The 25,909-nt window shown below is 61.0% G+C and carries 24 protein-coding genes; 12 read left to right on the top strand and 12 right to left on the bottom strand.

Going from position 1 to position 25,909, the window contains the following annotated elements; genetic code table 11:
* Nucleotides 1–120: 120 nt before the first annotated feature.
* The 3 genes from E3Z29_RS02885 to E3Z29_RS02875 form a co-directional block, all read right to left on the bottom strand.
* Nucleotides 121–891, bottom strand: coding sequence for a MetQ/NlpA family ABC transporter substrate-binding protein (locus tag E3Z29_RS02885; RefSeq protein WP_134785092.1), 771 nt, complete (start codon nucleotides 889–891; stop codon nucleotides 121–123).
* Between the two features lie 77 nt (nucleotides 892–968).
* The gene (locus E3Z29_RS02880; RefSeq protein ID WP_027610229.1) at nucleotides 969–1,643 is read right to left on the bottom strand and encodes a methionine ABC transporter permease; all 675 of its coding nucleotides are present in this window, start codon (nucleotides 1,641–1,643) and stop codon (nucleotides 969–971) included.
* Nucleotides 1,643–2,650, bottom strand: a complete 1,008-nt coding sequence (locus E3Z29_RS02875) for a methionine ABC transporter ATP-binding protein (RefSeq protein WP_027610230.1) — start codon at nucleotides 2,648–2,650, stop codon at nucleotides 1,643–1,645. The genes E3Z29_RS02880 and E3Z29_RS02875 overlap by 1 nt, the downstream gene beginning before the upstream one ends.
* Before the next feature lie 260 nt (nucleotides 2,651–2,910).
* On the opposite strand from E3Z29_RS02875, the gene katE reads away from it, so the two are divergent.
* Nucleotides 2,911–5,052: a catalase HPII gene (gene katE, locus E3Z29_RS02870; protein WP_134785091.1), complete on the top strand. Its 2,142-nt coding sequence runs from the start codon at nucleotides 2,911–2,913 to the stop codon at nucleotides 5,050–5,052.
* Between the two features lie 93 nt (nucleotides 5,053–5,145).
* On the opposite strand, the gene E3Z29_RS02865 is transcribed toward katE, so the two are convergent.
* From E3Z29_RS02865 to E3Z29_RS02850, 4 genes are read right to left on the bottom strand one after another with little or no spacing between them, the layout of a single operon-like run.
* Complete coding sequence (locus tag E3Z29_RS02865) at nucleotides 5,146–5,859, bottom strand: PA5502 family lipoprotein (RefSeq protein WP_098966478.1); 714 nt, start codon at nucleotides 5,857–5,859, stop codon at nucleotides 5,146–5,148.
* 37 nt (nucleotides 5,860–5,896) lie between these two features.
* Nucleotides 5,897–6,685 (bottom strand): zinc ABC transporter permease subunit ZnuB, encoded by a 789-nt coding sequence (gene znuB, locus E3Z29_RS02860; RefSeq protein ID WP_008081222.1) that lies wholly within the window; start codon nucleotides 6,683–6,685, stop codon nucleotides 5,897–5,899.
* Nucleotides 6,678–7,463, bottom strand: coding sequence for a zinc ABC transporter ATP-binding protein ZnuC (gene znuC, locus E3Z29_RS02855; RefSeq protein WP_027610233.1), 786 nt, complete (start codon nucleotides 7,461–7,463; stop codon nucleotides 6,678–6,680). Before znuC ends, znuB begins: the two co-directional genes overlap by 8 nt.
* Nucleotides 7,463–7,945 carry a Fur family transcriptional regulator gene (locus E3Z29_RS02850; protein WP_098966472.1) on the bottom strand — a complete coding sequence of 161 codons (483 nt, stop codon included), beginning with the start codon at nucleotides 7,943–7,945 and terminating at the stop codon, nucleotides 7,463–7,465. The genes znuC and E3Z29_RS02850 overlap by 1 nt, the downstream gene beginning before the upstream one ends.
* Before the next feature lie 66 nt (nucleotides 7,946–8,011).
* Between E3Z29_RS02850 and E3Z29_RS02845 the strand changes: the two genes are divergently transcribed.
* A complete protein-coding gene (locus E3Z29_RS02845) occupies nucleotides 8,012–8,932 on the top strand; it encodes a zinc ABC transporter substrate-binding protein (protein ID WP_134785090.1) in 921 nt (306 codons plus the stop codon).
* A gap of 126 nt (nucleotides 8,933–9,058) precedes the next feature.
* On the opposite strand, the gene E3Z29_RS02840 is transcribed toward E3Z29_RS02845, so the two are convergent.
* Both E3Z29_RS02840 and E3Z29_RS02835 read right to left on the bottom strand, forming a co-directional pair.
* Nucleotides 9,059–10,012, bottom strand: a complete 954-nt coding sequence (locus E3Z29_RS02840; RefSeq protein ID WP_134785089.1) for a homoserine kinase — start codon at nucleotides 10,010–10,012, stop codon at nucleotides 9,059–9,061.
* 59 nt (nucleotides 10,013–10,071) lie between these two features.
* Nucleotides 10,072–10,362: a DUF2782 domain-containing protein gene (locus E3Z29_RS02835; RefSeq protein ID WP_134785088.1), complete on the bottom strand. Its 291-nt coding sequence runs from the start codon at nucleotides 10,360–10,362 to the stop codon at nucleotides 10,072–10,074.
* Nucleotides 10,363–10,436: 74 nt separating this feature from the next.
* Here E3Z29_RS02835 and polA point away from each other — a divergent pair, with 74 nt between their 5' ends.
* Entirely contained in the window at nucleotides 10,437–13,241 is a 2,805-nt protein-coding gene (polA, locus tag E3Z29_RS02830; protein WP_134785087.1) for a DNA polymerase I, read from the top strand.
* 410 nt (nucleotides 13,242–13,651) lie between these two features.
* On the opposite strand, the gene yihA is transcribed toward polA, so the two are convergent.
* Nucleotides 13,652–14,302, bottom strand: a complete 651-nt coding sequence (gene yihA, locus E3Z29_RS02825; RefSeq protein ID WP_007962753.1) for a ribosome biogenesis GTP-binding protein YihA/YsxC — start codon at nucleotides 14,300–14,302, stop codon at nucleotides 13,652–13,654.
* A 191-nt stretch (nucleotides 14,303–14,493) separates the two neighbouring features.
* On the opposite strand from yihA, the gene E3Z29_RS02820 reads away from it, so the two are divergent.
* From E3Z29_RS02820 to E3Z29_RS02790, 7 genes are all read left to right on the top strand, one after another.
* Nucleotides 14,494–14,799, top strand: a complete 306-nt coding sequence (locus tag E3Z29_RS02820) for a cytochrome c5 family protein (protein ID WP_041073683.1) — start codon at nucleotides 14,494–14,496, stop codon at nucleotides 14,797–14,799.
* A 32-nt stretch (nucleotides 14,800–14,831) separates the two neighbouring features.
* Entirely contained in the window at nucleotides 14,832–15,443 is a 612-nt protein-coding gene (locus E3Z29_RS02815) for a cytochrome c (RefSeq protein WP_016986443.1), read from the top strand.
* 200 nt (nucleotides 15,444–15,643) lie between these two features.
* Entirely contained in the window at nucleotides 15,644–16,285 is a 642-nt protein-coding gene (locus E3Z29_RS02810) for a thiol:disulfide interchange protein DsbA/DsbL (protein WP_027610241.1), read from the top strand.
* Between the two features lie 14 nt (nucleotides 16,286–16,299).
* A complete protein-coding gene (locus E3Z29_RS02805; RefSeq protein WP_027610242.1) occupies nucleotides 16,300–17,178 on the top strand; it encodes an endonuclease/exonuclease/phosphatase family protein in 879 nt (292 codons plus the stop codon).
* The gene (locus E3Z29_RS02800) at nucleotides 17,175–19,247 is read left to right on the top strand and encodes a diguanylate cyclase (protein WP_134785086.1); all 2,073 of its coding nucleotides are present in this window, start codon (nucleotides 17,175–17,177) and stop codon (nucleotides 19,245–19,247) included. Before E3Z29_RS02805 ends, E3Z29_RS02800 begins: the two co-directional genes overlap by 4 nt.
* A 100-nt stretch (nucleotides 19,248–19,347) precedes the next feature.
* Entirely contained in the window at nucleotides 19,348–20,127 is a 780-nt protein-coding gene (locus E3Z29_RS02795; RefSeq protein WP_134785085.1) for an N-acetylmuramoyl-L-alanine amidase, read from the top strand.
* A gap of 76 nt (nucleotides 20,128–20,203) precedes the next feature.
* Complete coding sequence (locus E3Z29_RS02790; protein ID WP_372241213.1) at nucleotides 20,204–21,817, top strand: EAL domain-containing protein; 1,614 nt, start codon at nucleotides 20,204–20,206, stop codon at nucleotides 21,815–21,817.
* Here the strand turns inward: E3Z29_RS02790 and E3Z29_RS02785 are convergent.
* Together E3Z29_RS02785 and algB are read right to left on the bottom strand one after the other, a co-directional pair.
* Nucleotides 21,814–23,604, bottom strand: a complete 1,791-nt coding sequence (locus tag E3Z29_RS02785; RefSeq protein WP_098966460.1) for a KinB sensor domain-containing domain — start codon at nucleotides 23,602–23,604, stop codon at nucleotides 21,814–21,816. The genes E3Z29_RS02790 and E3Z29_RS02785 overlap by 4 nt on opposite strands.
* Nucleotides 23,605–23,614: 10 nt before the next feature.
* Complete coding sequence (algB, locus tag E3Z29_RS02780; RefSeq protein WP_027610247.1) at nucleotides 23,615–24,961, bottom strand: sigma-54-dependent response regulator transcription factor AlgB; 1,347 nt, start codon at nucleotides 24,959–24,961, stop codon at nucleotides 23,615–23,617.
* 426 nt (nucleotides 24,962–25,387) lie between these two features.
* Here algB and E3Z29_RS02775 point away from each other — a divergent pair, with 426 nt between their 5' ends.
* Both E3Z29_RS02775 and E3Z29_RS02770 read left to right on the top strand, forming a co-directional pair.
* Nucleotides 25,388–25,672, top strand: coding sequence for a hypothetical protein (locus tag E3Z29_RS02775; RefSeq protein ID WP_047297449.1), 285 nt, complete (start codon nucleotides 25,388–25,390; stop codon nucleotides 25,670–25,672).
* Between the two features lie 72 nt (nucleotides 25,673–25,744).
* On the top strand, nucleotides 25,745–25,909 hold the full coding sequence (locus E3Z29_RS02770; protein ID WP_003177151.1) for a DUF1328 domain-containing protein: 165 nt from the start codon (nucleotides 25,745–25,747) through the stop codon (nucleotides 25,907–25,909).

Here is a 25,909-nt window from a genome sequence, read left to right as displayed (position 1 = left end):
CCCTCTCCCTCCGGGAGAGGGCTGGGGTGAGGGGCGAATACACAGCAGGTCCAAAACCGAACACTCGGCCACAAAAAAGGGGACGCCATTGGCGTCCCCTTTTCATTGCAGCTATCTGTATCAGAACGCCGGCAATACCGCGCCTTTGTACTTCTCGGTAATGAATTGCTTCACTTCCGGGCTGTGCAGCGCAGCCGCCAGTTTCTGCATCGCGTCGCTGTCCTTGTTGTCCGCACGGGACACCAGGATGTTGACGTACGGCGAGTCGTTGCCTTCGATCACCAGCGCGTCCTTGGACGGATCGAGTTTGGCTTCCAGCGCGTAGTTGGTGTTGATCAGTGCCAGATCGACCTGGGTCAGCACGCGCGGGATGGTCGCGGCTTCCAGCTCACGGATTTTCAGGTCTTTCGGGTTCTGCGCGATGTCTTTCGGGGTCGACAGAATGTTGGTCGGATCCTTCAGGGTGATCAGGCCAGCCTTGGCCAGCAGCAACAGCGCACGGCCGCCGTTGGTGGCATCGTTCGGGATCACCACGTTGGCGCCGCTTGGCAGGTCCTTCAGATCCTTGATCTTGTTCGAGTAGGCGCCCAGTGGCTCCAGATGCACGCCGGTCACCGCCACCAGGCTGGTGCCCTTGGCCTTGTTGAACTCATCGAGGTACGGCTGGTGCTGGAAGAAGTTGGCGTCCAGGCGCTTTTCAGCCACCTGCACGTTCGGCTGAATGTAGTCGGTGAAGACCTTGACCTTCAGCTCCACGCCTTCTTTGGCCAGGGCCGGCTTCACGAATTCGAGGATTTCCGCGTGCGGCACCGGGGTGGCGGCAACGGTCAGGGTTTCAGCGTGGGCCGAAAAAGCGGCTACGGCAGCGAAAGCAGCGATCAGTTTTTTCATTCAGCTAACTCCTTATGAGGCGCCCGTCTGGCGCCTGCCAGCGAATGGCCGGCTCATCTCTTGATTACAAAAACCGGTTATTTGCGCGAGAAATGCACGACCAGTCGGTCGCCGACCATTTGCAGCACTTGTACCAGAATCAGCAGCAACACCACGGTAACGATCATCACGTCAGTCTGGAAACGCTGGTAGCCGAAACGGATCGCCAGGTCACCCAGACCACCGGCGCCGACCACACCGGCCATTGCCGTGTAGGACACCAGAGTAATCGCGGTCACCGTAATCGCTGCGAAGATGCCCGGACGGGCCTCCGGCAGCAAGGCGTTCATGATGATCTGCCGGGTGGTCGCGCCCATCGACTGGGTGGCTTCGATGATGCCGCGATCGACTTCACGCAGGGCGGTTTCTACCAGACGCGCGAAGAACGGCGTCGCACCCACCACCAACGGCGGAATCGCACCGGCCACGCCCAGCGAAGTGCCGGTGATCAGCACGGTGAACGGGATCATCACGATCAGCAGAATGATGAACGGCAACGAACGCAGGATGTTCACCGCCAACGACATGAAGGCGTAGAGGCCACGGTTTTCCAGCAACTGACGCGGGCTGCAGAGGAACAGCAGCACCCCCAACGGCAGGCCGAGCAATACGGTGAACAGCAGCGAACCACCGAGCATCAACATGGTGTCGCCAGTGGCCAGCCAGATTTCCAGCCAATCGATGTTTTCGAAGAAAGCCTTGAGCATTTCCATTAACGCAGCACCTCCATATGAACGTCAGCGGCGGTGAAGCGGGCGAAAGCCGCTTCCATGTCGCCACCGGTGACGGCGAGGGTCAATTGCCCGTAAGGAATGTCTTTGATGCGGTCGATGCGACCGGCGAGGATGCTGTAGTCGACCCCGGTTTCCCGGGCAACGGTACCGAGCAACGGCGCGTAGGTCGCTTCGCCCTGGAAGGTCAGACGCACGATGCGACCCGGCACGTGAGCGAAGTCATCGCGCTGTTCGCTTTCGTCGATCTGCTCGCTTTCCTGAACGAAACGCTTGGTGGTCGGGTGCTGCGGATGCAGGAACACATCGGCCACCGAACCTTGCTCGACGATCACCCCTGCGTCCATCACTGCCACCTGATCGCAGACGCGACGGATCACGTCCATCTCGTGGGTGATCAGGACGATGGTCAGCTTCAGTTCACGATTGATCTCGGCCAGCAGTTGCAGAACCGACGCGGTGGTCTGCGGGTCGAGGGCGCTGGTGGCCTCGTCGCACAGCAGAATTTTCGGCTTGGTCGCCAGGGCGCGGGCGATGCCGACGCGCTGTTTCTGGCCGCCGGACAACTGCGCCGGGTACTTTTTGGCGTGATCAGACAGACCGACCCGCGCCAGCAACTCGGCGACGCGTTGATTGATTTCACTGCTCGACAGTTCGCCGGCCAGGGTCAGCGGCAGCGCAACGTTGTCGGCCACGGTCTTGGAGGCGAGCAGGTTGAAGTGCTGGAAGATCATCCCGACCTGCTGGCGGAAGCGGCGCAGGCCGTTGGCGTCCAGCGCGGTGACTTCTTCGCCGTCGACGATGATCTTGCCGCCGCTGGAATCCTCCAGGCGATTGATCAGACGCAGCAGGGTACTTTTGCCCGCACCGGAATGGCCAATCAGGCCGAAGACCTGACCGTTTTCAATCGAAAGACTGGTCGGGTGCAGGGCGGGGATGTCCTTACCGGCGACGCGGTAAGTTTTGTGGACGTTTTGAAACTCGATCACGTAGCGAACCTTGTGGGGCGCGTTAGAAAAGGATCAGCGGTTAGCCGGGCGCGCATTTTAGCCTGTCCGTATAGAGGTTCTTAGCATTTATTTCGCAATTAACCTTCGATTTGGCAATAACAAGATCAAAGGTCATAAAAAAGGAACGCCCGTTCCCGCTCATTGGTCACTAGTTAAGCGACTTGAAACCCTGGGTAACCGTGCCCGGAAACGCTCAAGAGTCCCCGTTGAAAAGGGGTCAACCGAGGAGTTTACGTCTGATGAGCAGCAAGAAACCTACGACCGACAAAAGCCAGCTGGCCGGAACCGATACCAAGGATCGCGCCAACACCAACGCCAAACTCGACAGCCTGGAGAAATTTCGCTCCGACGCGACCGGCCAGGCCCTGCGTACCAACCAAGGGGTGAAGGTCGCCGATAACCAGAACACCCTCAAGGCCGGCCCGCGCGGGCCGTCGTTGCTGGAAGACTTCATCATGCGTGAGAAAATCACGCACTTTGACCACGAACGCATTCCAGAGCGCATCGTTCACGCGCGCGGCACTGGCGCGCATGGTTTCTTCCAGGCCTACGAGAACCATTCGACACTGACCAAGGCCGGCTTCCTACAGGATCCGGGGAAAAAGACTCCGGTGTTCGTACGTTTTTCCACCGTGCAGGGGCCGCGCGGTTCCGGTGACACCGTGCGCGACGTGCGCGGTTTCGCGGTGAAGTTCTTCACCGACGAGGGCAACTTCGATCTGGTCGGCAACAACATGCCAGTGTTCTTCATCCAGGACGCGATCAAGTTCCCCGACTTTGTCCACGCGGTAAAACCCGAACCGCACAATGAGATCCCGACCGGCGGCTCGGCCCACGATACGTTCTGGGACTTCGTCTCGCTGGTACCGGAATCGGCGCACATGGTGATCTGGGCGATGTCCGACCGGGCGATCCCGAAAAGCCTGCGCAGCATGCAGGGCTTTGGCGTACACACCTTCCGCCTGGTCAACGCCGAGGGCAAATCGCGCTTCGTCAAATTCCACTGGCGCCCTACCGCTGGCACCTGTTCGCTGGTGTGGGACGAGGCGCAGAAGCTCGCCGGTAAAGACACCGACTACCACCGTCGCGACCTCTGGGAAGCCATCGAGATGGGCGACTACCCGGAATGGGAGCTGGGCGTACAGATCATCGAGGAGGAAAACGAACACGACTTCGATTTCGACATCCTCGACCCGACCAAGCTGATCCCCGAAGAAATCGTGCCGATCACCCCGCTGGGCAAGATGACCCTGAACCGCAACCCGGACAACTTCTTTGCCGAGACCGAGCAGGTCGCATTCTGCCCGGGCCACATCGTGCCGGGGATCGACTTTTCCAACGATCCTCTGCTGCAAGGCCGGCTGTTTTCCTACACCGACACGCAAATCAGCCGACTCGGTGGGCCGAACTTTCATGAGCTGCCGATCAACCGCCCGGTCGCGCCATTCCATAACGGCCAGCGCGACGCGCAGCACCGCACAGTAATCGACAAGGGGCGCGCGTCCTACGAGCCGAACTCGATTGATGGCGGCTGGCCGAAGGAAACCCCGCCGGCGGCTAAAGACGGCGGCTTCGAGAGCTACCCGGAACGCATCGATGCGAACAAAATCCGCCAGCGTAGCGAGTCGTTCAGCGATCATTTCTCCCAGGCGCGGCTGTTCTTCAACAGCATGAGTGAGCACGAGAAGGAACACATTATTGCCGCCTACAGCTTCGAGCTGGGCAAGGTCGAACGCGAGTTCATCCGTGCACGGCAGGTGAACGAGATTCTCGCCAACATCGACCTGGAATTGGCCAAACGTGTGGCGGCCAACCTCGGATTGCCAGCGCCAAGCAAAGGCACGGTCGAGGTGCGTAAAACCTCGTTCGATCATTCGCCAGCGCTGAGTCAGGCGAATCTGCTGCCAGAGGACATCAAAACCCGAAAAGTGGCGATTCTTGCCGCTAACGGCGTCGATGGTGCAGCGATTGATGCGATGAAAAAGGCCTTGGAAGCAGAAGGTGCGCACGCCAAGCTGCTCGGCCCGACTTCGGCACCGGTGAAGACTGCCGACGGCAAAGCCCTGCCGGTGGACGCATCCATGGAAGGTATGCCTTCAGTGATCTTCGATGCGGTGTTCGTGCCCGGTGGTGCGGCGTCGATCAAGGCGTTGAGTGGCGACGGCGTGGCGCTGCATTACCTGCTGGAAGCCTACAAGCACCTCAAGGCGATTGCGCTGCACGGCGAGGCCAAGCAGTTGCAGGATCTACTGAAGCTGGAAGCGGATGCAGGACTGCTGCAGGGCAAGGATGTGCCGGGGTTGACCAAGCCGTTCTTCGCGGCGATCGGGCAGCATCGGGTCTGGGCGCGGGAGCCTAAGGCCAAAGCCATTCCAGCTTAAGTTCTTGGCTGGCTGAGAGGACGCTTTCGCGAGCAAGCCCGCTCCCACAGGGTTCACGCTGTACCTGTGGGAGCGGGCTTGCTCGCGAAGCTTTTAAGGTTTACGCGGGCTCAAGACCATCTGCGCCGGCACCGTGCGCAGAATCTGCTTCTCGATGCGCAACTCGAAATCCGGATTCAGTTTCTTCACCCGCTTGCTCAGCAGAGTCGCCAGCCAAGGGTAATCCTGGGTGCGCGGCGCCTGAATGCTCACGGCACACTCATAATTCACCACATCGGCGGCGATCGCGTCGAGTTGCCGGCGAAGCTTGCGGCTATCGTTAATGTTCAGCGCCACCGTGGTGCTTTCGGCAGTCGGATCGATGACCTTGGCTTTCGGCTTGGCTTCGGCCGCCAGCAGCGCCGCTTCGGCTTTCTCCAGCTCGGCTTTGCGCGCTTCGGTGATGGCACCATTGACGCCACCGGTCAGCGCCGGGGCTTTCGGCATCAGGGCACGGGCACGGCTCAGCGCAGTGGCTGCGGCGTTCACATCACCCTTTTGCAATACGATCTGGCTGCGGCGCAGGTAGGCCTCAGCCAACTGGCGCTGGTATTGCTCCAGGGACTGATCGTTGGGGGTTTGTGCCTGCAAGGCGGCCAGTTGGTCTTCGGCGGTGGCCAGTTCGCTGCTGGCCAGGCTTTGCTCCAGCTGTGCGATGGCCGTGGCCCGCGCGTCGGGGGCTTCAGCCACCGGCGGCGTACTTTGGCAGGCGCCCAGCAGCACGGAAAATGCGACAAGGAGCAGATAACGGGAGGCGAACGGCTTCATTCCTGCGACTCTCTAATTGCGCAAAAAGCGAGCAAGTCTACACCCCTCGACGGGGCAGAACAAAACTCAGCAGAAACAGTGCGGCCGCCGTCACAACGATCGACGGCCCCGCCGGGGTGTCCTTGAACCATGACAACGCCAGCCCGCCACATACGGCGAGCATGCCCAGCAGGCTCGCGCCCACGGCCATCTGCTCCGGCGAGCGGGCGTGACGTTGTGCCGCAGCCGCCGGAATGATCAGCAGCGAAGTAATCAGCAACACACCGACGATTTTCATCGCCACCGCGATCACCACCGCAATCAACAGCATCAGCGCCATGCGCAGGCCCGCCACCGGCAGGCCTTCGACCTTGGCCAATTCCTCATGCACGGTGATCGCCAGCAGCGGCCGCCACAGCGTCACCAGCAACACCAGCACCGCCGCGCTGCCGCCGAGGATCCACGCCAGATCGGTCGGGCTGATCGCCAGCAGGTCGCCGAACAGATAGGCCATCAGGTCGATCCGCACTTCATGCATGAAGCTTAGTACCACCAGCCCGAGAGAGAGCGTGCTCGGCGCGAGAATTCCCAACAGCGTGTCGGAGGCCAGCGGCTGACGCTGTTGCAAGGTCACCAGCAGCACCGCCAGCAGCAGGCAGCCGACGGTCACCGCAACGGTCGGGCTGACATCCAGCAGAAAGCCCAGGGCCACGCCGAGCAGCGCAGCGTGGGACAGGGTGTCGCCGAAGTAGGCCATGCGCCGCCAGACCACGAACGAACCCAATGGCCCGGCCACCAGCGCCAGCGCCAGACCTGCAAGCAGGGCATACAACAGAAAATCAGCCATGCTTGCAGTGGTCTCCGTGAACGTGGGTGTGGCCCGCACCGGGCGCCTTGACCACCGAACCGTGCAGGTCGTGGGCGTGGTCGTGATGGTGGTGATAGATCGCCAGGCTCGGCGCATTCTTGCCGAACAGTTCGACGAACGCCGGATCGCCGCTGACCTGCTCGGGGTGCCCGGAGCAGCAGACATGGCGATTCAGACATACCACCTGATCGGTAGTACTCATCACCAGATGCAGATCGTGGGACACCATCAGCACGCCGCAACCGTGACGGTCACGCAGGCGGGTGATCAGGCTGTACAGCTCGGCCTGCCCGGCGACATCGACGCCCTGCACCGGCTCATCCAGCACCAACAGCTCCGGCTCGCGCAGCAGCGCCCGGGCCAGCAGCACGCGCTGCATTTCGCCACCGGAAACACTTTGCACCGGGCTGTCGATGACGTGTTCGGCGCCGACTTCCTTGAGCGCCGCCAATGCACGCGGACGGTCTACGCCGGGCACCAGGCGCAGGAAGCGCAGTACCGACAGCGGCAAGGTCGGATCGACGTGCAGCTTTTGCGGCATGTAGCCGACGCGCAGTTTCGGCTTGCGCCAGACACTGCCGCTGTCAGGCTTCAGCAGGCCAAGCACGGCGCGCACCAGTGTGGTCTTGCCGGCGCCGTTGGGGCCGATCAGGGTGACGATCTGCCCCGGTTCGACACTCAGCTCGATGTTGTCCAGCACGGTCTGCCCGGCAAACGTGACGGCAACCTGCTCAAGACGGATCAACGGGTTGCTCATCAAGCCCCCTGGCAACCGGAGCACAGGCCGACCACTTCGACGGTCTGCGCTTCGACGATGAAACCGACATCCCTGGCGCTATTGATGATCGCGTCGCTGATAGCTTTCTGTTCCAGCTCAATGGCGGCGTGGCAGTCGCGGCAGATCAGGAACTGGCCCTGATGCGCATGTTCCGGATGCACGCAACCGACAAAGGCGTTGAGCGAAGAAATGCGGTGCACCAGGCCATTTTCCAGGAGGAAATCCAGCGCGCGGTACACGGTCGGCGGCGCGGCGCGGCGGCCGTCCTGCTCGCTGAGCACCGCCAGAATGTCGTAGGCGCCCAGCGGCTTGTGGCTCTGCCACACCAGTTCCAGCACCCGCCGGCGCAACGCAGTCAGGCGCAGGCCTTTCTGGGCGCACAAGGTATCGGCCTCGGTCAGTGCGCTGTGCACGCAATGAGAGTGGTCGTGGGGACGGCTGGCAATCGGTGTAATAGGCATGGGCGGCGACGCGTTTTGATAGAGACGTTATTATGTTACCCGTTCTCGCCTCCTTGAGTGGTCATCGTGTCCCGACTTTTTTCTGTTTTTGTGGCGTTTATCGCCAGTTTTCTGCTGATCGGTTCGGCTCAGGCCGAGGTCAGGGTTCTCACCAGCATCAAACCGCTGCAGTTGATTGCCGCGGCGGTGCAGGACGGGATCGCCATTCCGGAAGTGCTGCTGCCACCGGGTGCCTCGCCGCACAATTACGCCCTGCGTCCGTCCGACGTACGGAAGGTGCAATCGGTGGATCTGCTGTACTGGATCGGCCCGGACATGGAAGGTTTCCTGCCGCGCGTGCTGAACGGTCGTACGCTGCCGAGCGTCGCCGTGCAGGACCTGCCGGGCATGAAGTTGCGCCGCTTTGCCGAAGACAGCCACTCCCACGCCGAAGACGCCGACGAGCATGATCACGATCACCGCCCGGGCACCCTGGACGCGCATTTGTGGCTATCGCCGGTCAATGCTCGGGTCATTGCCGAGAAAATGGCTGCCGACCTCAGCGCAGCCGATCCGGCCAACGCCGAACGCTATCAGAGCAACGCCAAGGCTTTCGATGAGCGCCTCGACGCACTGGATGCACGCTTGAAGAAGCGCATGGCTGATGTCGAGGGCAAACCGTACTTCGTGTTCCACGAAGCGTTCGATTACTTCGAAGACGCTTACGGCCTGAAGCACACCGGGGTATTCAGTGTGGCAGCGGAAGTGCAGCCCGGCGCGCAGCATGTGGCGGCAATGCGCAAACGCCTGCAGGAAGTCGGCAAGACCTGCGTGTTCAGTGAACCCCCGCTGCGTCCGCGCCTGGCGGAAACCCTGGTGGCAGGCCTGCCGGTGAAGCTGGCGGAGCTGGATGCGCTGGGCGGCTATACGCCGGCGACAGCTCAGGGGTATGAGCAGGTGCTGGAGAAGTTGGGCAACGATCTGGCCGGGTGCCTGGAATCGTTGTAACCCCACAAGACCCGTGGCGAGGGAGCTTGCTCCCGCTTGAGTGCGCAGCACTCACAAAATATGGCTGACTGCCAGAATTTTGGGGCCGCTTCGCAACCCAGCGCGAGCAAGCTCGCTCGCCACAATTTAAAGCGCGAACGGTAGAGGGGTGTTGACCTGCTGCCGCTGCGCCAAGCGCTGCTCGAACTCCCGCGGATCGTGAATCAGCACGTCCTGCCCGGCAAACTGCTCGGCGGCGATCAACCGCGACAGCCAGAACCGCACACACGCCACGCGCAGCAGGGTCGGCCACAGCTCCGCTTCAGCGGCCGTGAACGGACGCAGCGCCGCATAGGCACCGAGGAATGCGCGGGCACGCGGCCCGTCAATCAAGCCATCCTCATCCGAACACCAGTCGTTCAAAGCAATCGCCACGTCATAGAGCATTGGTCCCGAGCAGGCGTTGTAGAAGTCGATCAAGCCGGTCAGGTGCGTGCCTTCGAACATCGCGTTATCACGGAACAGGTCGGCATGAATGTTCGCCCGTGGCAGCGCGAGAATTCTTTCTTTCTGCACAGTGATTTCATCCAGCGCCTTGCGCAGCAGCACACGCGGCTCGTCCGCCAGATGCGAGAGAAACTCCGTGCCCTCCTCCAGCATCCAGTCCAGGCCGCGATCGGTCTTGCGCTTGATCATGCGCTCGCCCTGGGTCGCCAGGTGCAGATGCGCCTGCAACTCGCCAACCTGCGCGCAATGCTGGGCGTTGGCAACCTTGATGTGCTTACCGGACAGGCGCGGCTGGAGCAATGCCGGTTTACCCTTCAGTTCACGCAGGGCCACGCCGTCAGTGGTACGCAGCGCGTAGGGCACCGGCAGATCGGCCTCGTGCAGCACGTCGAGCAGGTCGATGAAGAACGGCATTTCCTGCACCGGGCCGCGCTCGACCAGGGTCAGGACGAATTCGCCCTGCTCCAGGCTGATAAAGAAATTGGTGTTTTCGCTGCCGGCGGCGATCCCCTGGAAATCAAGCAGACGGCCGAGCCCGTAAGGGGCGAGAAAGGTTTCCAGCTCGGGCCGAGCCAGGGGGGTGAACACAGACATGGTTAAAAACTGCTCAGTTCGGGCGCCGCCAGCACAGCGGCGCCGATTAATTTAAGAGACTACTTCCATTCGAAAATCTTCCACGACGGAATCAGCATATCCGGCTGATCCGAGCGGATGAAGTTTGCATCGGTACCGTCCGCACGCACCAGAAAATAGGGCGGGAATCCTTTCTGGGTAACCTTGATCGCGTACAGGAAGCCGTTCTGCCGGTACTCCTGAATGGTTTTGTCACCCTCGGTGTGGATGGTGACTTCCGGATCTGCCGACGGCGCATCATCCGCCGCGATCGCGGCCAGCGGTGAGGCAGCAATCAAACCGACCAGCAGCAAGCGATTTAACGTACGCATGATAACCTTGTCCCTTTGTCGTCAACGGTCCCGCTATTCTAGCGCCGGGCCCGCCGAAAAGGTTGATTCTGCTCATGAGCCAAGCCCCCCTCGTCCTGGTGGACGGTTCGTCTTACCTGTACCGCGCTTTCCACGCCCTGCCACCGCTGACCACCTCCAAAGGCCTGCCGACCGGCGCGGTCAAAGGTGTGCTGAACATGCTCAAGAGTCTGCGCAAGCAGTACCCGGACAGCCCGTTCGCCGTGGTCTTCGATGCCAAGGGCGGGACGTTTCGCGATGAGATGTACGCCGAATACAAGGCCAACCGCCCGAGCATGCCCGACGACATGCGCGTGCAGATCGAGCCGCTGCACCAGAGCGTGATCGCCCTCGGCTTCCCGCTGCTGTGCGTGGAAGGCGTCGAGGCTGACGACGTGATCGGCACCCTGGCACGCAGCAGCGCGGCGGCGGATCGCCCGGTGATCATCTCCACCGGCGACAAGGACATGGCGCAACTGGTCGATGGCCACATTACCTTGGTCAACACCATGTCCGGTAGCTCGATGGACGTGGAGGGCGTGAAGGAGAAATTCGGCGTCGCACCCGAGCAGATCATCGATTATCTAGCGCTGATGGGCGATTCTTCCGACAACATTCCGGGCGTTCCCGGCATCGGTCCAAAGACCGCCTCCGGCCTGCTGGTCGGCGTCAACGGCGGCCTGACCGAGCTGTACGCGAATCTCGACATCGTCCCGACCCTGCCGATTCGCGGCGCGAAAACCCTGCCGGCCAAGCTCGAAGAGCACAAGGAGATGGCTTTCCTCTCCTATCAACTGGCGACCATCAAGGTCGACGTGCCGCTGGACATCGGCCTCGATGACCTGCAGATGGGCGCGGAAGACCCGGCCAAGCTCTACGAGCTGTACACCTTGCTGGAATTCAAGAGCTGGCTGAACGACCTCGATCGTGACGCCAAGCGCCAGGAACTGAGCGCGGCCGCCGAACCTGCGCCGGCTGGCGATCTGTTCAGCGCCCCCGCAGAAGAAGCCCCTGCCGCTCCAACCGAAGCAGCGTATGAAACCATCCTTGATCAGGCGCGTTTCGACGTCTGGCTGGAGAAACTGAACAACGCCAAGCTGTTCGCTTTCGACACCGAAACCACCGGCATCGACGCGCAACAGGCGCAACTGGTCGGCCTTTCGTTCGCGGTGCAAGCCAACGAAGCCGCGTACATTCCGCTGACCCACTCCTACATCGGCGTGCCCGAGCAGCTGGATCGCGACACCGTGCTGCGTGCGTTGAAGCCGATTCTGGAAGACCCGAACAAACTCAAGGTCGGCCAGCACGCCAAGTTCGACATGAACATTCTGGCCAACTGCGCCATCGGCGGTGATCAGAACGAAGGCATCACCGTGCGCGGCATCGCTTTCGACACCATGCTTGAGTCCTACGTGCTCAATTCCACCGCGACCCGCCACGACATGGACAGCCTCGCGCAGAAGTACCTGGATCACACCACCGTGAGCTTCCAGGACATCGCCGGCAAAGGCGCCAAGCAGCTGACCTTCGACCAGATCGCTCTGGAGCAGGCCGGCCCATACGCAGCCGAAGATGCCGACATCACCCTGCGTCTGCATCAGACCCTGTTTGAAAAACTCAGCGCAATCCCGAGCCTGGCCAGCGTGCTGACCGACATCGAAATCCCGCTGGTGCCGGTGCTGGCGCGCATCGAGCGTCAGGGCGCGTTCGTCGATGCCGAACTGCTCGGCATCCAGAGCATTGAGCTGGGCAACAAGATGGTCGCGCTGGAGCGAGAAGCCTTCGAAATTGCCGGTGAAGAATTCAACCTCGGCTCGCCAAAGCAGCTGGGCGTGATCCTCTACGAAAAGCTCGGACTGCCGGTGCTGAAGAAAACCGCCAAGGGCCAGCCATCGACCGCCGAGGAAGTGCTGGCGAAACTGGCCGAGGACGATCACCGCTTGCCAAAAGTGCTGATGGAACACCGTTCCATGAGCAAACTGAAAAGCACCTACACCGATCGGCTGCCGGAGCAGATCAACCCGCGCACCGGGCGTATCCACACCTCGTACCACCAGGCCGTGGCTTCTACCGGACGCCTGTCCTCCAGCGATCCGAACCTGCAGAACATTCCGGTGCGTACCGCTGAAGGCCGCCGCATCCGTCAGGCGTTCGTCGCGCCCAAAGGCTACAAACTGCTGGCGGCAGACTATTCGCAGATCGAGCTGCGGATCATGGCCCACCTGTCCAAAGACGAAGGCCTGATGAACGCCTTCCGCAACAACCTGGACGTGCACACCGCGACCGCCGCTGAAGTATTCAAGGTCGAGCTGAGCGAAGTGACGTCCGACCAGCGCCGTGGCGCCAAGGCGATCAACTTCGGCCTGATCTACGGCATGGGCGCGCAGAAACTCGGCAAGGACATCGGCGTCGACACCAAGACCGCCAAGGCCTACATCGACACCTACTTCGCCCGTTATCCGGGTGTGCGCGAATACATGGAGCGCACCCGCAAGCAGGCCGCCGACCAAGGCTATGTAGAGACCTTCTTCGGTCGTCGTCTGTACCTGCCGGAAATCAACTCCAACAAGCCGCAGGAACGCGCTGCCGCCGAACGCACGGCGATCAACGCGCCGATGCAAGGCACCGCCGCCGACATCATCAAGAAAGCCATGGTGGCGGTGGATAACTGGCTGGCATCGTCCGGGCTGGACGCCAGAGTCATCCTGCAGGTGCACGACGAACTGGTACTGGAGGTTCGCGAGGATCTGGTCGATCAGGTGAGTCAGGAAATCCGCCTGCACATGAGCGAAGCGGCGAAACTGGACGTGCCGTTGCTGGTGGAAGTCGGCGTCGGCAACAACTGGGATGAGGCGCACTGAGGCGTCTAGGTCGGGCGTTTGCCGCGACACACTGACGCGGCAAACGGCCGAAAAGCGCTTATTTCGAAACGCGCTTGCGGTTATTCCAAAGCTTTTTGAAAAAAATCTGAACTAATCTGACAACTCACTACTCAGAGATACTGAATGGCTGGTGAAGCCCTTCGATGCTCCTATGTTGTGTTAAGTGTTGGCAGATATCTGAACCCCGCCCTAGCGGTTCGGAACTTGAACCCCGGAACTTCTCCCTCCCCATATGAAGTCCGGGGCTTTTTTTGCCTCAAAACTGCCTGTGACGCAGCCATGCTGCGTTAAAAGCGCAACAAAAAATGCTCATTTAGGTCCCCTAAACTCCGCTTTTTTGTTGCACTTTTGCCTTGCCTGGCAGCACCACAGACAGTTTTGATATTCCCTTATTCTGCCTCGGTCGCCGCTTCGGCGCCCTTGTCAGCCAGTTCCATCCAGCCTGCCAACACAGTGTAGGCCTCTTCCAGGCCCATGCGTTTTGGCGCCGAGAACAGCTGGATCGTCACCAGATCGCCCCAGCCCTTGCGGATTTCCGCCTGCACCTTCAGCAGCGTGTTCTTGGCGGCGCCGTACGTCAGCTTGTCGGCCTTGGTCAGCAGAATATGCATCGGCATGCCGGCCGCAACGGCCCAGTCGAGCATCAGCAGGTCGAAGTCGGTCATTGGATGACGGATGTCCATCATCAGAATCAAACCCTTCAAACTCTCCCGGCCACCGAGGTACGCCTCGAGGTGACGCTGCCAGTGTTGCTTGAGCGGGATCGGTACTTTTGCATAACCGTAGCCCGGCAGGTCGACCAGACGCCGTTCATCGTCTAGCTTGAAGAAGTTCAACAGCTGTGTGCGACCCGGGGTTTTCGAGGTGCGCGCCAGACTGGCGTGAGTCAGGGTGTTCAGTGCGCTGGATTTACCGGCGTTGGAACGACCGGCGAACGCCACTTCGAAGCCTTCGTCGTCAGGGCATTGATCGACTTTGGCGGCACTGAGCATGAACGTGGACTGTTGGCACAGGCCGAGGATGGGATTCTTGAGTTGCATGGGATTTCCGATGTGGGCGGCGCCGGGATTGGGCGCGGAACGCGGTGTCGCTTCCGTTTCAGTGACGCCAGTATATAATGCCGCAGATTTTGTGTGTGCTTTGTCCCAGCGAAGGATGAAGTTCACGAGAGCCAAAGACCTTGATTGCGCATCAGAACGCAGAACGCTCTCAACCCTGAAAAGGTCGTTTTATGACGAAATGGCTGCTGGCTGCCGGAGTCCTGATACCGCTTTGCGGCGCACAGGCTACACAGGAACCGGAAGCCGTGTACAACCGTGTTTGTGGTGCCTGTCATTCCGGCCAACTACCCATGGCGCCCGAAAGAGGCGATCAGGCAGCTTGGACGCCGAGGTTGGCGAAAGGTATGGAGACGCTGGTGCAACACGTGACCCAGGGTTTCAAGGCGATGCCGCCGCGTGGTTTGTGCATGGACTGCAGTGCCGAGGATTACCAGGCCATCATCCTTTGGATGAGCGAGAGTAAACCCGGTCCATAACTCTTAACCCTTAGCCGTAGTTGGATTAGCTGATGAACAAATTGATCGTGAGTCTGCTGTTGACCGTGGGAATTTCAGGCTTCGCCCATGCTGCCGGTGATGCCGCCGCCGGCCAGGCGAAAGCTGCCGTCTGCGGAGCCTGCCATGGCCCTGACGGGAACAGCATGGCGCCAAACTTCCCGAAACTGGCCGGTCAGGGTGAACGCTACCTGACCAAGCAACTGCACGACATCAAGTCGGGCAAGCGCACCGTTCTGGAAATGACCGGCCTGCTGACCAACCTGAGCGACCAGGATCTGGCTGACATCGCAGCCTACTTCGCCAGCCAGAAAGGCAGCGTCGGCGCAGCCGATCCGAAGATCGTCGCTCGCGGTGAAGCTTTGTTCCGCGGCGGTAATCTGGCCAAGGGGCTGCCAGCCTGCACCGGTTGCCACTCGCCGAATGGCGCCGGCAACGCCGCCGCTGGCTTCCCGCATCTGGGTGGTCAACACGCTCAATACATCGCCAAGCAACTGACCGATTTCCGTAAGGAAGAAGGCGGCCGCAACAACGACGGCGACACCATGACGATGCAGACCATCGCCAAGCGCTTGAGCGACGAAGACATTGCCGCAGTCTCCAGCTACATCCAGGGCCTGCACTAACCGCCCTGAATCGAGCATTAACGGTGATGGACATCTCCTGCAACGTTAACGCTCGATTAATCCGTCGCAGCAAGTATAAAAAGGGTGGCTTTGGCCGCCCTTTTTTGTGGCCGCTGCCGTTACACTACAGAACTCATGCCCGCCAGGATCTGTCTGAAAACAGGTCGCGCGAGGCGACCAAAATTGTCCAGGAGTAAAGCATGCGTAATCTGATCATCAGCGCCGCTCTCGTCGCTGCCAGCCTGTTCGGCGTGACCGCCCAGGCCGCCGAAGCACCGGCCGCCCCTTATGTCGAGCTGGCCAACCCGGTACCGGTGGCAGAGCCTGGCAAGATCGAAGTGGTCGAGCTGTTCTGGTATGGCTGCCCGCACTGCTACGCGTTTGAGCCGGTGATCAATCCCTGGGTTGAAAAACTGCCGTCCGACGTCAACTTCGTACGCATTCCTGCCATGTTCGGCGGCCCGTGGGACGCTCACGGCCAAATGTTCCTGACCCTGGAAGCAATGGGCGTCGAGCACAAGGTTCACGCTGCGGTTTTCGAAGCAATCCAGAAACAACACAAGAAGCTGACCGACAAGAACGACATGGCTGACTTCCTCGCCACACAAGGCGTGGACAAGGACAAGTTCCTCGCCACCTTTGACTCGTTCGCGATCAAAGGTCAGATCGTCAAAGCGCGTGAGCTGGCCAAGAAGTATGAAATCACTGGCGTGCCAACCATGATCGTCAACGGCAAGTACCGCTTCGACATCGGCTCTGCCGGTGGTGCCGAGCAAGCCCTGAAACTGGCTGATCAACTGGTCGCCAAAGAGCGAGCGGCCAACAAGGCAGCCGCCAACTAAGCGCGGTAACCGCCATGCGCCGCTGGGGCACCGAACGCAGCGTTGGCCTGCATGATCCGCAGGTCAACGAGCATCACCTGGAGTCCACGGGCCTGCCCGCAGACCATCGTCTGCGCTTGCTCAGTTTCAATATCCAGGTCGGCATCAGCACCGAGCGCTATCGGCATTATCTGACCCGCAGCTGGCAGCACCTGCTGCCGCACACCGGACGCTCAGGCAATCTGCAGAAGATCGGTGACCTGCTTGGCGACTTCGATCTGGTCGCCCTGCAGGAAGCCGATGGCGGCAGTCTGCGCTCAGGCTACGTCAATCAAGTCGAACACCTGGCCCACCTCGGCGCCTTCCCCTACTGGTATCAACAACTCAATCGCAACCTCGGCCGACTGGCCCAGCACAGCAATGGCGTGCTCAGTCGCCTGAAGCCGTGGGCGATCGAAGATCATCCGCTGCCCGGCCCGAAAGGTCGCGGCGCGATCCTGCTGCGCTTCGGCGAAGGTCCGGAGGCGCTGGTGGTGGTGATGATGCATCTGGCGCTCGGCGCACGGGTGCGCAGCCTGCAACTGGCCTATATTCGTGACCTGATCAGTGGCTACAAGCACCAGATATTGATGGGCGACATGAACACCCATGCCAGTGATCTGCTACAACAGTCACCGTTACGCGATCTCGGCCTGCTGGCCCCGCAGATGCAAGCCACCTTTCCCAGTTGGCGGCCACAGCGATGCCTTGATCATATTTTGCTCAGCCCGACCCTGACCCTGGAAAAGGTCGAAGTGCTGGCCCAACCCATTTCCGATCACCTGCCGGTCGCGGTAGAGATTCGTCTGCCGGGTTCGCTCACGGCCGATGCATTGCCCGCGTTGAGTCCTGCCCCTCGCGGAACCCCTGAATGAGCGACGACGCCCAGCGCTGGAAAGAGAAGTACCTCAAAAGCATCGAACAACAGGACAAGCTCGAACGTCGCTGGGCCGCCCGGCTCGACTTGCTGCGCCGCGGTCTGGTGCGCAGCACGCTGGCCGCTGAAGGCACCGACAAGGTCGTTGATCAGTGCATGAAAGAGATGCGCGACGTGGTGCGCACCGACGACTTGGACGCCGGCCTCGCCGCCCTGCTGCCGCGCCTGGAAAAAGCCGTGCTCGATTCCGAGCAACGTCGCGAAACCCGAATCGATCAGGTCAGCACCGCGCTTACCGCGCTGGTCACCCAGCTACAAGCGCTGCCGCTGCCCCGGGAAGTCGCCCAGCCGCTGAAGAAATTCGCCAAGCAACTCGACAGCCGGGTCGGTCAGGCGCGGGAAATGCCGCTGCTGCTGAGTGAGCTCAGCGGTTTGCAGGGCAAGGCGTTGAGCCAGCTGGAAACACCGCCCGAGCCGGACCGCCCGGGCTTTTTGCAGCGCCTGTTTGGCAGCCGTGACAGTGAAGGGGTGCCAGAGTCTTCGGATCAGCCTCAGGCGCCGACGCCGACACCGGCCAACGCTGAACCTGCATCTGAGCCGGTACCCGCGCCAACCGCAGCGGTCGAGCCGATTCCGGCAGCACCCGTCACCGTAGCGGCCATCGCGCAACCACCAGAGGCCGAGCTTAAGCAAACGCCAGCAGTGCAGCCCGAGTCCGAATCACCTGTGTTCGCGTTCGTGCCTCCGGTCATTGCTGCCGAGCCGATCAGCGAACCCGTTGCTGCACCTGCAGTACCAGCGGCCGAACCTGAAGCCGAACGGCCGACCACCCCGATCACGGCGCCAGCACCTGCTGCCGCGTTCAACCCCGACGAGTTGATCCACCCGGGCGACATCCCGGCACCGTTGCTCCTCGATAGTCTGCCCCTACCCGAACCGATTGCCCAGGCTTTGGCCGCCATCGATCCGGAGCAACCCGAGCAGGACATTCTGTACGCCCTGCCCGATTCCCCGGAGCCGTCTTACAGTTCAGTGGCCAAACACATCGAAGACACGCTGATCGGGCTGCTCGACGACCTGACCCTGCCCGAGCGCCATCGCCCGCAGGCTGAGGCGATGCGCGACCGGTTGAAAAATGGCCTGAACTGGTACGAACTGCTGCCGATTCTCGACGATCTAGCGACCTTGATGCTGGCGATCACCGACAGCGGCCAGCACGAATTCGAAGCCTATCTGCAGCAACTCAACGAGCGCCTCGAAGCGTTCCAGAGCAACCTGCAGGCCGCCAGCGAAGGCCACGCCGACAACAGCTCGGCGGCGCGGGCGATGGACACGCAGATCCGCGAGCAGGTCGATGGTTTGCAGACCAGCATGCAGGAAGCGGCCGATCTGGATGACCTCAAGCAAGTGCTGGAGAACCATCTGGAAGGCCTGCTCGGCACCATGGATCAACACCAGAAACAGCGCGATGCCCGCGAGCAGGAAGTGGCGGCACGCCTCAAGGGTCTGGCCGAGCGTGTGGCGCACATGGAGCAGGAAGCCCTGGGCTTTCGCGAACACCTGGAAGAACAGCGGCAGAAAGCCCTGATCGATCCGCTGACCGGCCTGCCCAACCGCGCCGCCTGGAGCGAACGCCTGGAACACGAGATCAAGCAGTGGCAGCAACACGGCAACACCTTGAGTCTGGCGATGCTCGACCTCGATCATTTCAAGCGCATCAACGACAACTACGGCCATCTGGCCGGCGACAAGGTGCTGAAGATCATCGCCACAGTGCTGCGCAAACGCCTGCGCGCAGCGGATTTCATTGCCCGTTTTGGTGGGGAGGAATTCGTTCTGCTGCTGCCGGCGACCACGCCTGCGGTGGGCGCCAAACTGCTGGAAAGCCTGCGCGCGGCAATCGAAGCCTGCCCGTTTCACTTCAAGGGCGAACGGGTGACGATCACCATTTCCATGGGCCTGGCGTCGTTCAAAACGGGAGAACACAGCGATCTGGTGCTCAAAAGAGCCGATCAGGCGCTTTACCGGGCGAAAAATGGCGGACGCAACCGGGTCGAGCTGGGCTGAGTAATTGTTCCATTTTGTTTAATTCAGCCCGCCGGCCGTCGAGACCCGAGGCATTACGTTACACTGTTGCATTACTGTCTTGCGTGTACTGCCTCTTGCCATGAAATTTTTTACCCTTCTCGCGTCGCTGCTCATTCTGGCCGGTTGTGCCAGCGGCCCGCGTTACGACACCAGCCATCCTTCGGCCAATCACGACAGCCGCGTGCAGTTCGTGATCGTGCATTACACCTCGGCGTCGCTCGCGCGTTCGCTGCAACTGCTGACCCACGGCGAAGTCAGCAGCCACTACCTGATCGGCGACGACAAGAGCGCCACCATCTACAAACTGATGGATGAAAACCAGCGCGCCTGGCACGCCGGGGAAAGCCAGTGGCAGGGCCGCACCTGGCTCAACTCCAGCTCGATCGGTATCGAGATCGTCAATCCGGGCTCCAAGGACACGCCGACCGGGCGCCTGTGGTTCCCTTATAGCGAAGCGCAGATTCAGTCGCTGATCGTTCTGCTCAAGGACATCAGCAAGCGCCAAGGCATCAGCCCGCGCCATATCATCGGTCACAGCGACATCGCGCCCCTGCGCAAACTCGACCCCGGCCCACTGTTCCCATGGAAACGCCTGGCCGCCGAAGGCCTGGGCGTATGGCCTAATGAACAAGCGGTGGCGCGGCAGCAGGTGCTGTTCAACGCCGAATTGCCGAGCATCAGCTGGTTCCAGGAACAACTGGCGCGCGTCGGTTACGACACCCCGCAAACCGGCGAGCTGGATGTAGCGACGCGCCATGTGCTCGCAGCGTTCCAGATGCATTTCCGCCCTTCCCGTTTCGACGGTATGCCGGACGCGCAAACAGCCGCGTTGTTGCTGGTACTCAATCAGACAAAATAATGACGCCCGCCCGACGGTCAGGGCGAAATCGCAATCAGCAGCTATAACTCATTGGTAATTCTTCGGATATTCCATGATGGTTGCTACCCGAGCGACGCTGCGTAGCTGGTTTTATCGCCCGTGGTTTTTGGCGATGATCGCGGCTGTCCTCAGTGCAAGCCTGCTGATCGCCGGCGGAATGTTCGTCGCCATGCGCCAGATCGAGCAGAACGAGAGTCAGGAGATGAACGCCCAGGGCGAGCGTTTTCTGGCCCGCCTTGAGCAGCTGTTCGGGCAATTGCGCGAAAGTCTCGACGACCTCCAGGCGCAGCCGTTGCGCAGTTGCGATGAGGAAATGATCGCCACCCTGCAACAGGTCACGTTCAACTATCGCTTCGTGTATGAAGCGGCCTACATGGACGGCTCGCGGATCTGCTCCAACCGCCCCCGGCAGGAGGGACTGTCGGTCGTCCGCGCGCCGGACATCAAGGGCCCGACTTACAGCTACTGGCTCAACACCACCACCGAACCCGATGAAAACCGCGCGGCGCTGATGCTCGGGCGCGGCAACTTCCGCGTGGCGACATCGCGCGGGCATTTGACCGACATGGTCGACCTGCCACCGGACAGCAGCCTGCTGGTGGTACTCGATCATGGAAGGCGAGCGATTCCGGTGCTCGGCACAGCCCAGACCTGGCCACCGAGCGAAGTCTGGCCACCGAAGAGCCGCGAGGCCCTGCAAGTCACCCAGTCACGGCTGATCTATCGCATGCCAACCAACAATCCGGAATACCAATTGGTGCTGATCACCCCGCGCAGTGGCATGCACATCCCGACCGTCTGGTGGTGGATGGTGCCGGCCTGCCTGCTGCTGGGGGCGTTTGCCGGTTTCTTCGTGTTTCTACTGGTGCGTCAGCGCCAGTCACTGGACGCCGAGCTGCAGGGTGCGATTCGGCGTGGCGAGCTGCAAGTCCTGTATCAACCAATCTTCGACCTCGACAGCCGCAATTGCGTGGGCGCCGAAGCCCTGCTGCGCTGGCGCCGCCCGGACGGCACCCTGACCAGCCCCGACCTGTTCATTCCATTGGCAGAAAACACCGGGCAGATACGGCAGATGACCGATTTCGTCCTGCAGCGGCTGCTGGAGCAATTGGGGCCGGTGCTACGCGCGAATCCGCAACTGTACATCTCGGTCAACCTTGCGGCGTGCGACGTGATGGTGCCGCGCATCGGTCAAGTCATGGCCAGGCTGTTGACCCTGCACCGGGTTGCGGCGCGGCAGATTGCCTTCGAAGTCACCGAGCGCGGGCTGATCGATGTGGTGGTGGCGCGGGAGAACCTGCAAGCCTTGCGCGATGTCGGCCATCAAGTGTTGATCGACGATTTCGGTACCGGTTATTGCAGCCTCGCCTATCTGCAGACGCTGCCGGTGGATTGCCTGAAAATCGACAAGGCCTTCATCGACGCACTCGGTCATGACGCGGCGAGCAGTGGCGTTGCTCCGCACATCATTCACATGGCGCAGGCACTGGATCTGAAGGTGATTGCCGAGGGCATCGAGCACGAAGCGCAAGCCGTGTTTCTCAGCAGCGAGGGGGTCAAGTTCGGTCAGGGCTGGCTTTTCGCCCAGGCCTTGAGTGCGGTGCAGTTCATTGAACTGATCACCCGTGGACGGCGCCTCGCCGGACGCCGGCTGGATGACGAAGCCTAGACCGCCAGCGCCATGTAGAACTGCGTGCCCTGTCCCGGCCGCGAATAGACGCCCATGCGCCCGCCATGCAACTGGACGATTTCCTTGCACAGCGCCAGGCCAAGGCCGGCGCCGCCCTTTTTGCGCCCGACCTGCACGAACGGTTCAAAAATCCGCCCCTGCTGCCCGTAGGCAATGCCTTCGCCGTTGTCCTCGACGCTGATGATGACCCGCTCGCCATGCCGACGCGCCTGCAAGCGAATCTGCCCGTCGCGGGCGGTATGGCGCAGGGCGTTATCGATCAAGTTATCCAGTACCCGGTCCAGTTGCGCCTGATCGGCTTGCAGGCGCGGCAACGGCCCCTGCACTTCGACGTTCAACGCAATGCCTTTGGCCGCCGCCGCAGCCGCGAAGCGCGATTGCGCCTGCGTCAGCAAATCTTCGATGGAGCACGGCGCCAGGGTGAGTTTCTGTAAACCGTTCTGATAACGCGAGAAATTGAGCAAGTCGTTGATCAACTGCATCAGGCGCTGCATCTCTTCGTTGACCGTGTCGAGCAGGTCCGCCTCGCGTGACTCCGGGGGAAACTTCGCCCGCTCGCGAAACAGCCCGAACGCCATGTGCATGCCGGTGACCGGCGTGCGCAGCTCATGGGAAGCACGCAGCACAAACTCGCTGCGTACGCGCTCGAAGGCGCGCTGCTCGGTGACGTCATGCAGCACCATCACCGCGCCAAGAATATGCCCCTGGGTGTGGCTGACCGGCGTCAGGCTGTAAGTCAGCAGACGTGATTCGCCATCGACCTCGATGCTCAAATCTTCCGGAGCACGCTCAAGGGTGCCGCCGCGCAACACCAGTTGCAGTTGCGCGTCGAGTTCCGGGCGCTCCAGCGCTGTGCCCAAGCCCTGACCGAGTCGATCACTGTCCCAGCCCAACTGGCGCTGGGCCACTGGATTGAGGTGCTCCAGATGCCCTTCGCGGTCAATCATCAGCAAGCCATCGTCGATACCGTCAAGCACCGCTTGCAAGCGTTGCTGACCGGCCAGCAGCTCGTCGACGTTGGTCGCCTGATGCTCGCGCAGCGCCTCGGCCATCAGCCCGAAGCGCTTGGTCAGCTGGTTCATTTCCATCGCCGAGGAAATCGGCAGCGTCACCTCGAAATTGCCTTGGCCGATGTTGTCCGCCGCTTGCGCCAGCGCCTCGATCGGCGCGCCGAAACGCCGGGCAATCGCATGCGCGGTGACAAAGCCGATGATCAGCACCGCCAGTCCCACCAACCCGAGCAGGCCGGAGACCAGCAGCGCCCTTTCCCGGGCGTCATGCTGCACGGCGTTGATGTTGTCCAGCGCGTGCTTGTGCTCGGCAATCAAACCGTTGCGCAAGATGTTGAAGCGTTCTCTGAGGTCGCTGTTGCCGCTGAGCACATTGCCCGGATTACGCGACAGCTCGAACGCCTGGAGAAAACTCAGATAGTCGGCCTTGGCCTGGGTAAACCCGTACTGGCGGCCATCGCCGTCGGCCTCCTGCGAAATGCCTTCATCGAGCAATTGCAGGTAATGCTGCTTTGACGCTTCGAACGCGGCGGGATCGGGTTTTTCGGCCAGCATCAGCACCAACTGGTCGCCGAGGGTCTGGCGCAATTTGAGCCCCAGGTCGAGGGTCACGAAGTTGCTGCGGATCGTTGCTTCCTGAGTACCGGCCATCTGCATCACGCTGACCAGCCCGAGCAACAGCCCGAGCAAGGCGACCGTGATCAGCGCAGAAATGCTCAGGAACAAGCGAGTGCGCAACTTCATCGCCAGTTTCATCGTCGGGCGCTCACAGGTTGTACTGCTTGCGCTTGCGATACAGGGTCGACGCGTCGATACCGAGGGTTTTCGCCGCCTGATCCAGCGTGCCTGCCGTCGCCAGCACCGCGCCGATGTGGGCTTTTTCCAGTTCATCGAGGCTCAGCGCGGCGCCGACTCGAGGTGCGTTGTTCGCCGGCTGCTCGGCCATGCCGAGGTGGCTGATTTCCACGCGTTCCTGCGGGCAGATGATGCTCGCCCGCTCCACTACGTTGCGCAGCTCGCGGATATTGCCCGGCCAGCGATAACCCAGCAGCGCCTCCCGCGCCTCGTCACTGAAGCCCCGGGCCGGACGCGCGTACTCTTTGACGAAGCGCGCGAGGAAGCGGTCGGCCAGGGTCAGGATGTCCTCGGCACGTTCGCGCAATGGCGGCAGATGCAGGGTGATCACGTTGAGGCGATACAACAGGTCTTCACGGAAGCGCCCGTCGCGCACCATGTCTTCAAGGTTGAGGTTGGTCGCGGCGAGAATCCGCACATCGGCGCGGCGAGTCACTGGGTCCCCTACCCGCTCGTATTCCTTGTCCTGAATAAAACGCAGCAACTTGGGTTGCAAAGTCAGCGGAAAATCGCCGATCTCGTCGAGAAACAGCGTGCCACCGTCCGCCTGATTGACTCGACCAAGCGTACTTTCGCTGGCGCCGGTAAACGCACCGCGACTGTGACCGAACAGCTCGCTTTCCATCAACTCTGCGGTCAAGGACGGGCAGTTGATGGTCACGCAGGATTTCTTCTCGCGCTTGCTCCAGCCGTGGATGGCCCGGGCCAGTTCCCCTTTACCCGTGCCGGATTCGCCGAGGATAAGGATGTTGGCGTCGGTACCGGCAACCTGCCGCGCAGTTTCCAGCACGACTTTCATCGCCGGGCTGTGGGAGTCGAGGCCGTCCTTGGGTTTGCGGATCTCGCCTTCGAGGGCTTCCAGACGCGCCGAGAGCTGGCGCACTTCCAGCTGCTTGGCGGTAGCCAGACGCAACTGGTCAGGGCTGCACGGTTTGACCAGATAGTCGGCGGCACCCGCCTGGATCGCGTCCACCGCGGTATCGACCGCCGAATGCGCGGTGACAATCACCACCCGCATCCATGGCGCCTGAACGCGCATCTGCGCCAGTACATCGAGACCGTTGTCTTCACCCAGACGTAAATCAAGGAAGCACAGGTCGAATACCTGGCGTTGCAACAGTGCATCAGCCTGAGCCGCGCTGTTGGCGGTTGCCACCGTATAACCTTCGTCTTCGAGGCAGTAACGAAAGGTTCGCAGGATGGCGGACTCGTCGTCCACCAGCAGAATGCGGCCTTGATGCTCAGTGGCAGATTCCATTTTTCCTACGCTCCATAGTGATTGATCTTGGGTTAGTCCCGGAAAAATCGGGCAAGTTGCATGGTTGATTCTGAACGATGCGAGCCATGGGAGGGTAGCTCTCTCCTGCCTTGACGGCCAATCCGTTGATTTCGTTGAGTTTTTAAACAATCACCGATTTACAGAGGGTTCCCTGCGTACTTTTCTGACATCCGGGACGTGCTCTCAATTCCATAAGAATGAAATCTCCTACGAAATAATCATGCATTTCGCACGACCGTAGATGACCCATCGTGCAGGATGCGTCCGTCGCTGAATTCCACTCACTCGCAAGCCATTGATTTTATTGAATATTTTTCAAATAAAAAACTGGCATGCAGCCTGCAATAACTCATTCAGCCCGGGCAGATTCCACTGCCCTAACCGAATAAGAGTGAGGAACCCAGGATGACTCGCCAACGTGCCGCCCAAGTGCGTATCTCGCCACTGCATATCCAGCAAGGCCTGTTTGGCGTACTTGCACTGTTGATCACCCTGATTGCCTGCCAGCAATACCTGAGCTGGGAAAACAGCCAGAAGCCTGAGCCGCTGATCTCTATTCAACACAGCACGCAGACGCACTTCAGCGCCGTCAGCAGCAGTCAGGCCGAAAGCGCCTCGATGCGCATGATGGATGTCGATCAGCCACAGCCGCTGGATCAACTGCCACGTGAAGAGCGCTGGGTTTTCTGACGAACCGAAGAATTCAGGCGCATCGCGCCGGAACACGCAATATCCCTAAATAGAGAAGTAAGGAGAATCACCATGTTGAGCTGGGCAATTACATTCTTGATCATTGCCATCATCGCCGCCGTACTGGGCTTCGGTGGTATCGCGGGCACCGCCACGGGTATCGCCAAGATTCTCTTTGTCGTGTTCCTGGTGATGTTCATCGCTTCCTTCTTCTTTGGCCGTCGCGGCCGAGGTTAA

The organism is Pseudomonas sp. S150, assembly GCF_004526365.1.
Taxonomy (GTDB): Bacteria; Pseudomonadota; Gammaproteobacteria; order Pseudomonadales; family Pseudomonadaceae; genus Aquipseudomonas; species Aquipseudomonas putida_A.
Note: the sequence above shows the minus strand (reverse complement) of the source record. Positions and strands in the feature narration are given on the sequence as shown.

What these genes read in the sequence shown, in the direction of transcription:
- E3Z29_RS02885 (WP_134785092.1), bottom strand. Translation starts at nt 891, where the DNA reads ATGAAAAAACTGATCGCTGCTTTCGCTGCCGTAGCCGCTTTTTCGGCC.
- E3Z29_RS02880 (WP_027610229.1), bottom strand. Translation starts at nt 1,643, where the DNA reads ATGGAAATGCTCAAGGCTTTCTTCGAAAACATCGATTGGCTGGAAATC.
- katE (WP_134785091.1), top strand. Translation starts at nt 2,911, where the DNA reads ATGAGCAGCAAGAAACCTACGACCGACAAAAGCCAGCTGGCCGGAACC.
- E3Z29_RS02865 (WP_098966478.1), bottom strand. Translation starts at nt 5,859, where the DNA reads ATGAAGCCGTTCGCCTCCCGTTATCTGCTCCTTGTCGCATTTTCCGTG.
- znuB (WP_008081222.1), bottom strand. Translation starts at nt 6,685, where the DNA reads ATGGCTGATTTTCTGTTGTATGCCCTGCTTGCAGGTCTGGCGCTGGCG.
- znuC (WP_027610233.1), bottom strand. Translation starts at nt 7,463, where the DNA reads ATGAGCAACCCGTTGATCCGTCTTGAGCAGGTTGCCGTCACGTTTGCC.
- E3Z29_RS02850 (WP_098966472.1), bottom strand. Translation starts at nt 7,945, where the DNA reads ATGCCTATTACACCGATTGCCAGCCGTCCCCACGACCACTCTCATTGC.
- E3Z29_RS02840 (WP_134785089.1), bottom strand. Translation starts at nt 10,012, where the DNA reads ATGTCTGTGTTCACCCCCCTGGCTCGGCCCGAGCTGGAAACCTTTCTC.
- E3Z29_RS02835 (WP_134785088.1), bottom strand. Translation starts at nt 10,362, where the DNA reads ATGCGTACGTTAAATCGCTTGCTGCTGGTCGGTTTGATTGCTGCCTCA.
- polA (WP_134785087.1), top strand. Translation starts at nt 10,437, where the DNA reads ATGAGCCAAGCCCCCCTCGTCCTGGTGGACGGTTCGTCTTACCTGTAC.
- yihA (WP_007962753.1), bottom strand. Translation starts at nt 14,302, where the DNA reads ATGCAACTCAAGAATCCCATCCTCGGCCTGTGCCAACAGTCCACGTTC.
- E3Z29_RS02820 (WP_041073683.1), top strand. Translation starts at nt 14,494, where the DNA reads ATGACGAAATGGCTGCTGGCTGCCGGAGTCCTGATACCGCTTTGCGGC.
- E3Z29_RS02815 (WP_016986443.1), top strand. Translation starts at nt 14,832, where the DNA reads ATGAACAAATTGATCGTGAGTCTGCTGTTGACCGTGGGAATTTCAGGC.
- E3Z29_RS02810 (WP_027610241.1), top strand. Translation starts at nt 15,644, where the DNA reads ATGCGTAATCTGATCATCAGCGCCGCTCTCGTCGCTGCCAGCCTGTTC.
- E3Z29_RS02805 (WP_027610242.1), top strand. Translation starts at nt 16,300, where the DNA reads ATGCGCCGCTGGGGCACCGAACGCAGCGTTGGCCTGCATGATCCGCAG.
- E3Z29_RS02800 (WP_134785086.1), top strand. Translation starts at nt 17,175, where the DNA reads ATGAGCGACGACGCCCAGCGCTGGAAAGAGAAGTACCTCAAAAGCATC.
- E3Z29_RS02795 (WP_134785085.1), top strand. Translation starts at nt 19,348, where the DNA reads ATGAAATTTTTTACCCTTCTCGCGTCGCTGCTCATTCTGGCCGGTTGT.
- E3Z29_RS02790 (WP_372241213.1), top strand. Translation starts at nt 20,204, where the DNA reads ATGGTTGCTACCCGAGCGACGCTGCGTAGCTGGTTTTATCGCCCGTGG.
- E3Z29_RS02785 (WP_098966460.1), bottom strand. Translation starts at nt 23,604, where the DNA reads ATGAAACTGGCGATGAAGTTGCGCACTCGCTTGTTCCTGAGCATTTCT.
- algB (WP_027610247.1), bottom strand. Translation starts at nt 24,961, where the DNA reads ATGGAATCTGCCACTGAGCATCAAGGCCGCATTCTGCTGGTGGACGAC.
- E3Z29_RS02775 (WP_047297449.1), top strand. Translation starts at nt 25,388, where the DNA reads ATGACTCGCCAACGTGCCGCCCAAGTGCGTATCTCGCCACTGCATATC.
- E3Z29_RS02770 (WP_003177151.1), top strand. Translation starts at nt 25,745, where the DNA reads ATGTTGAGCTGGGCAATTACATTCTTGATCATTGCCATCATCGCCGCC.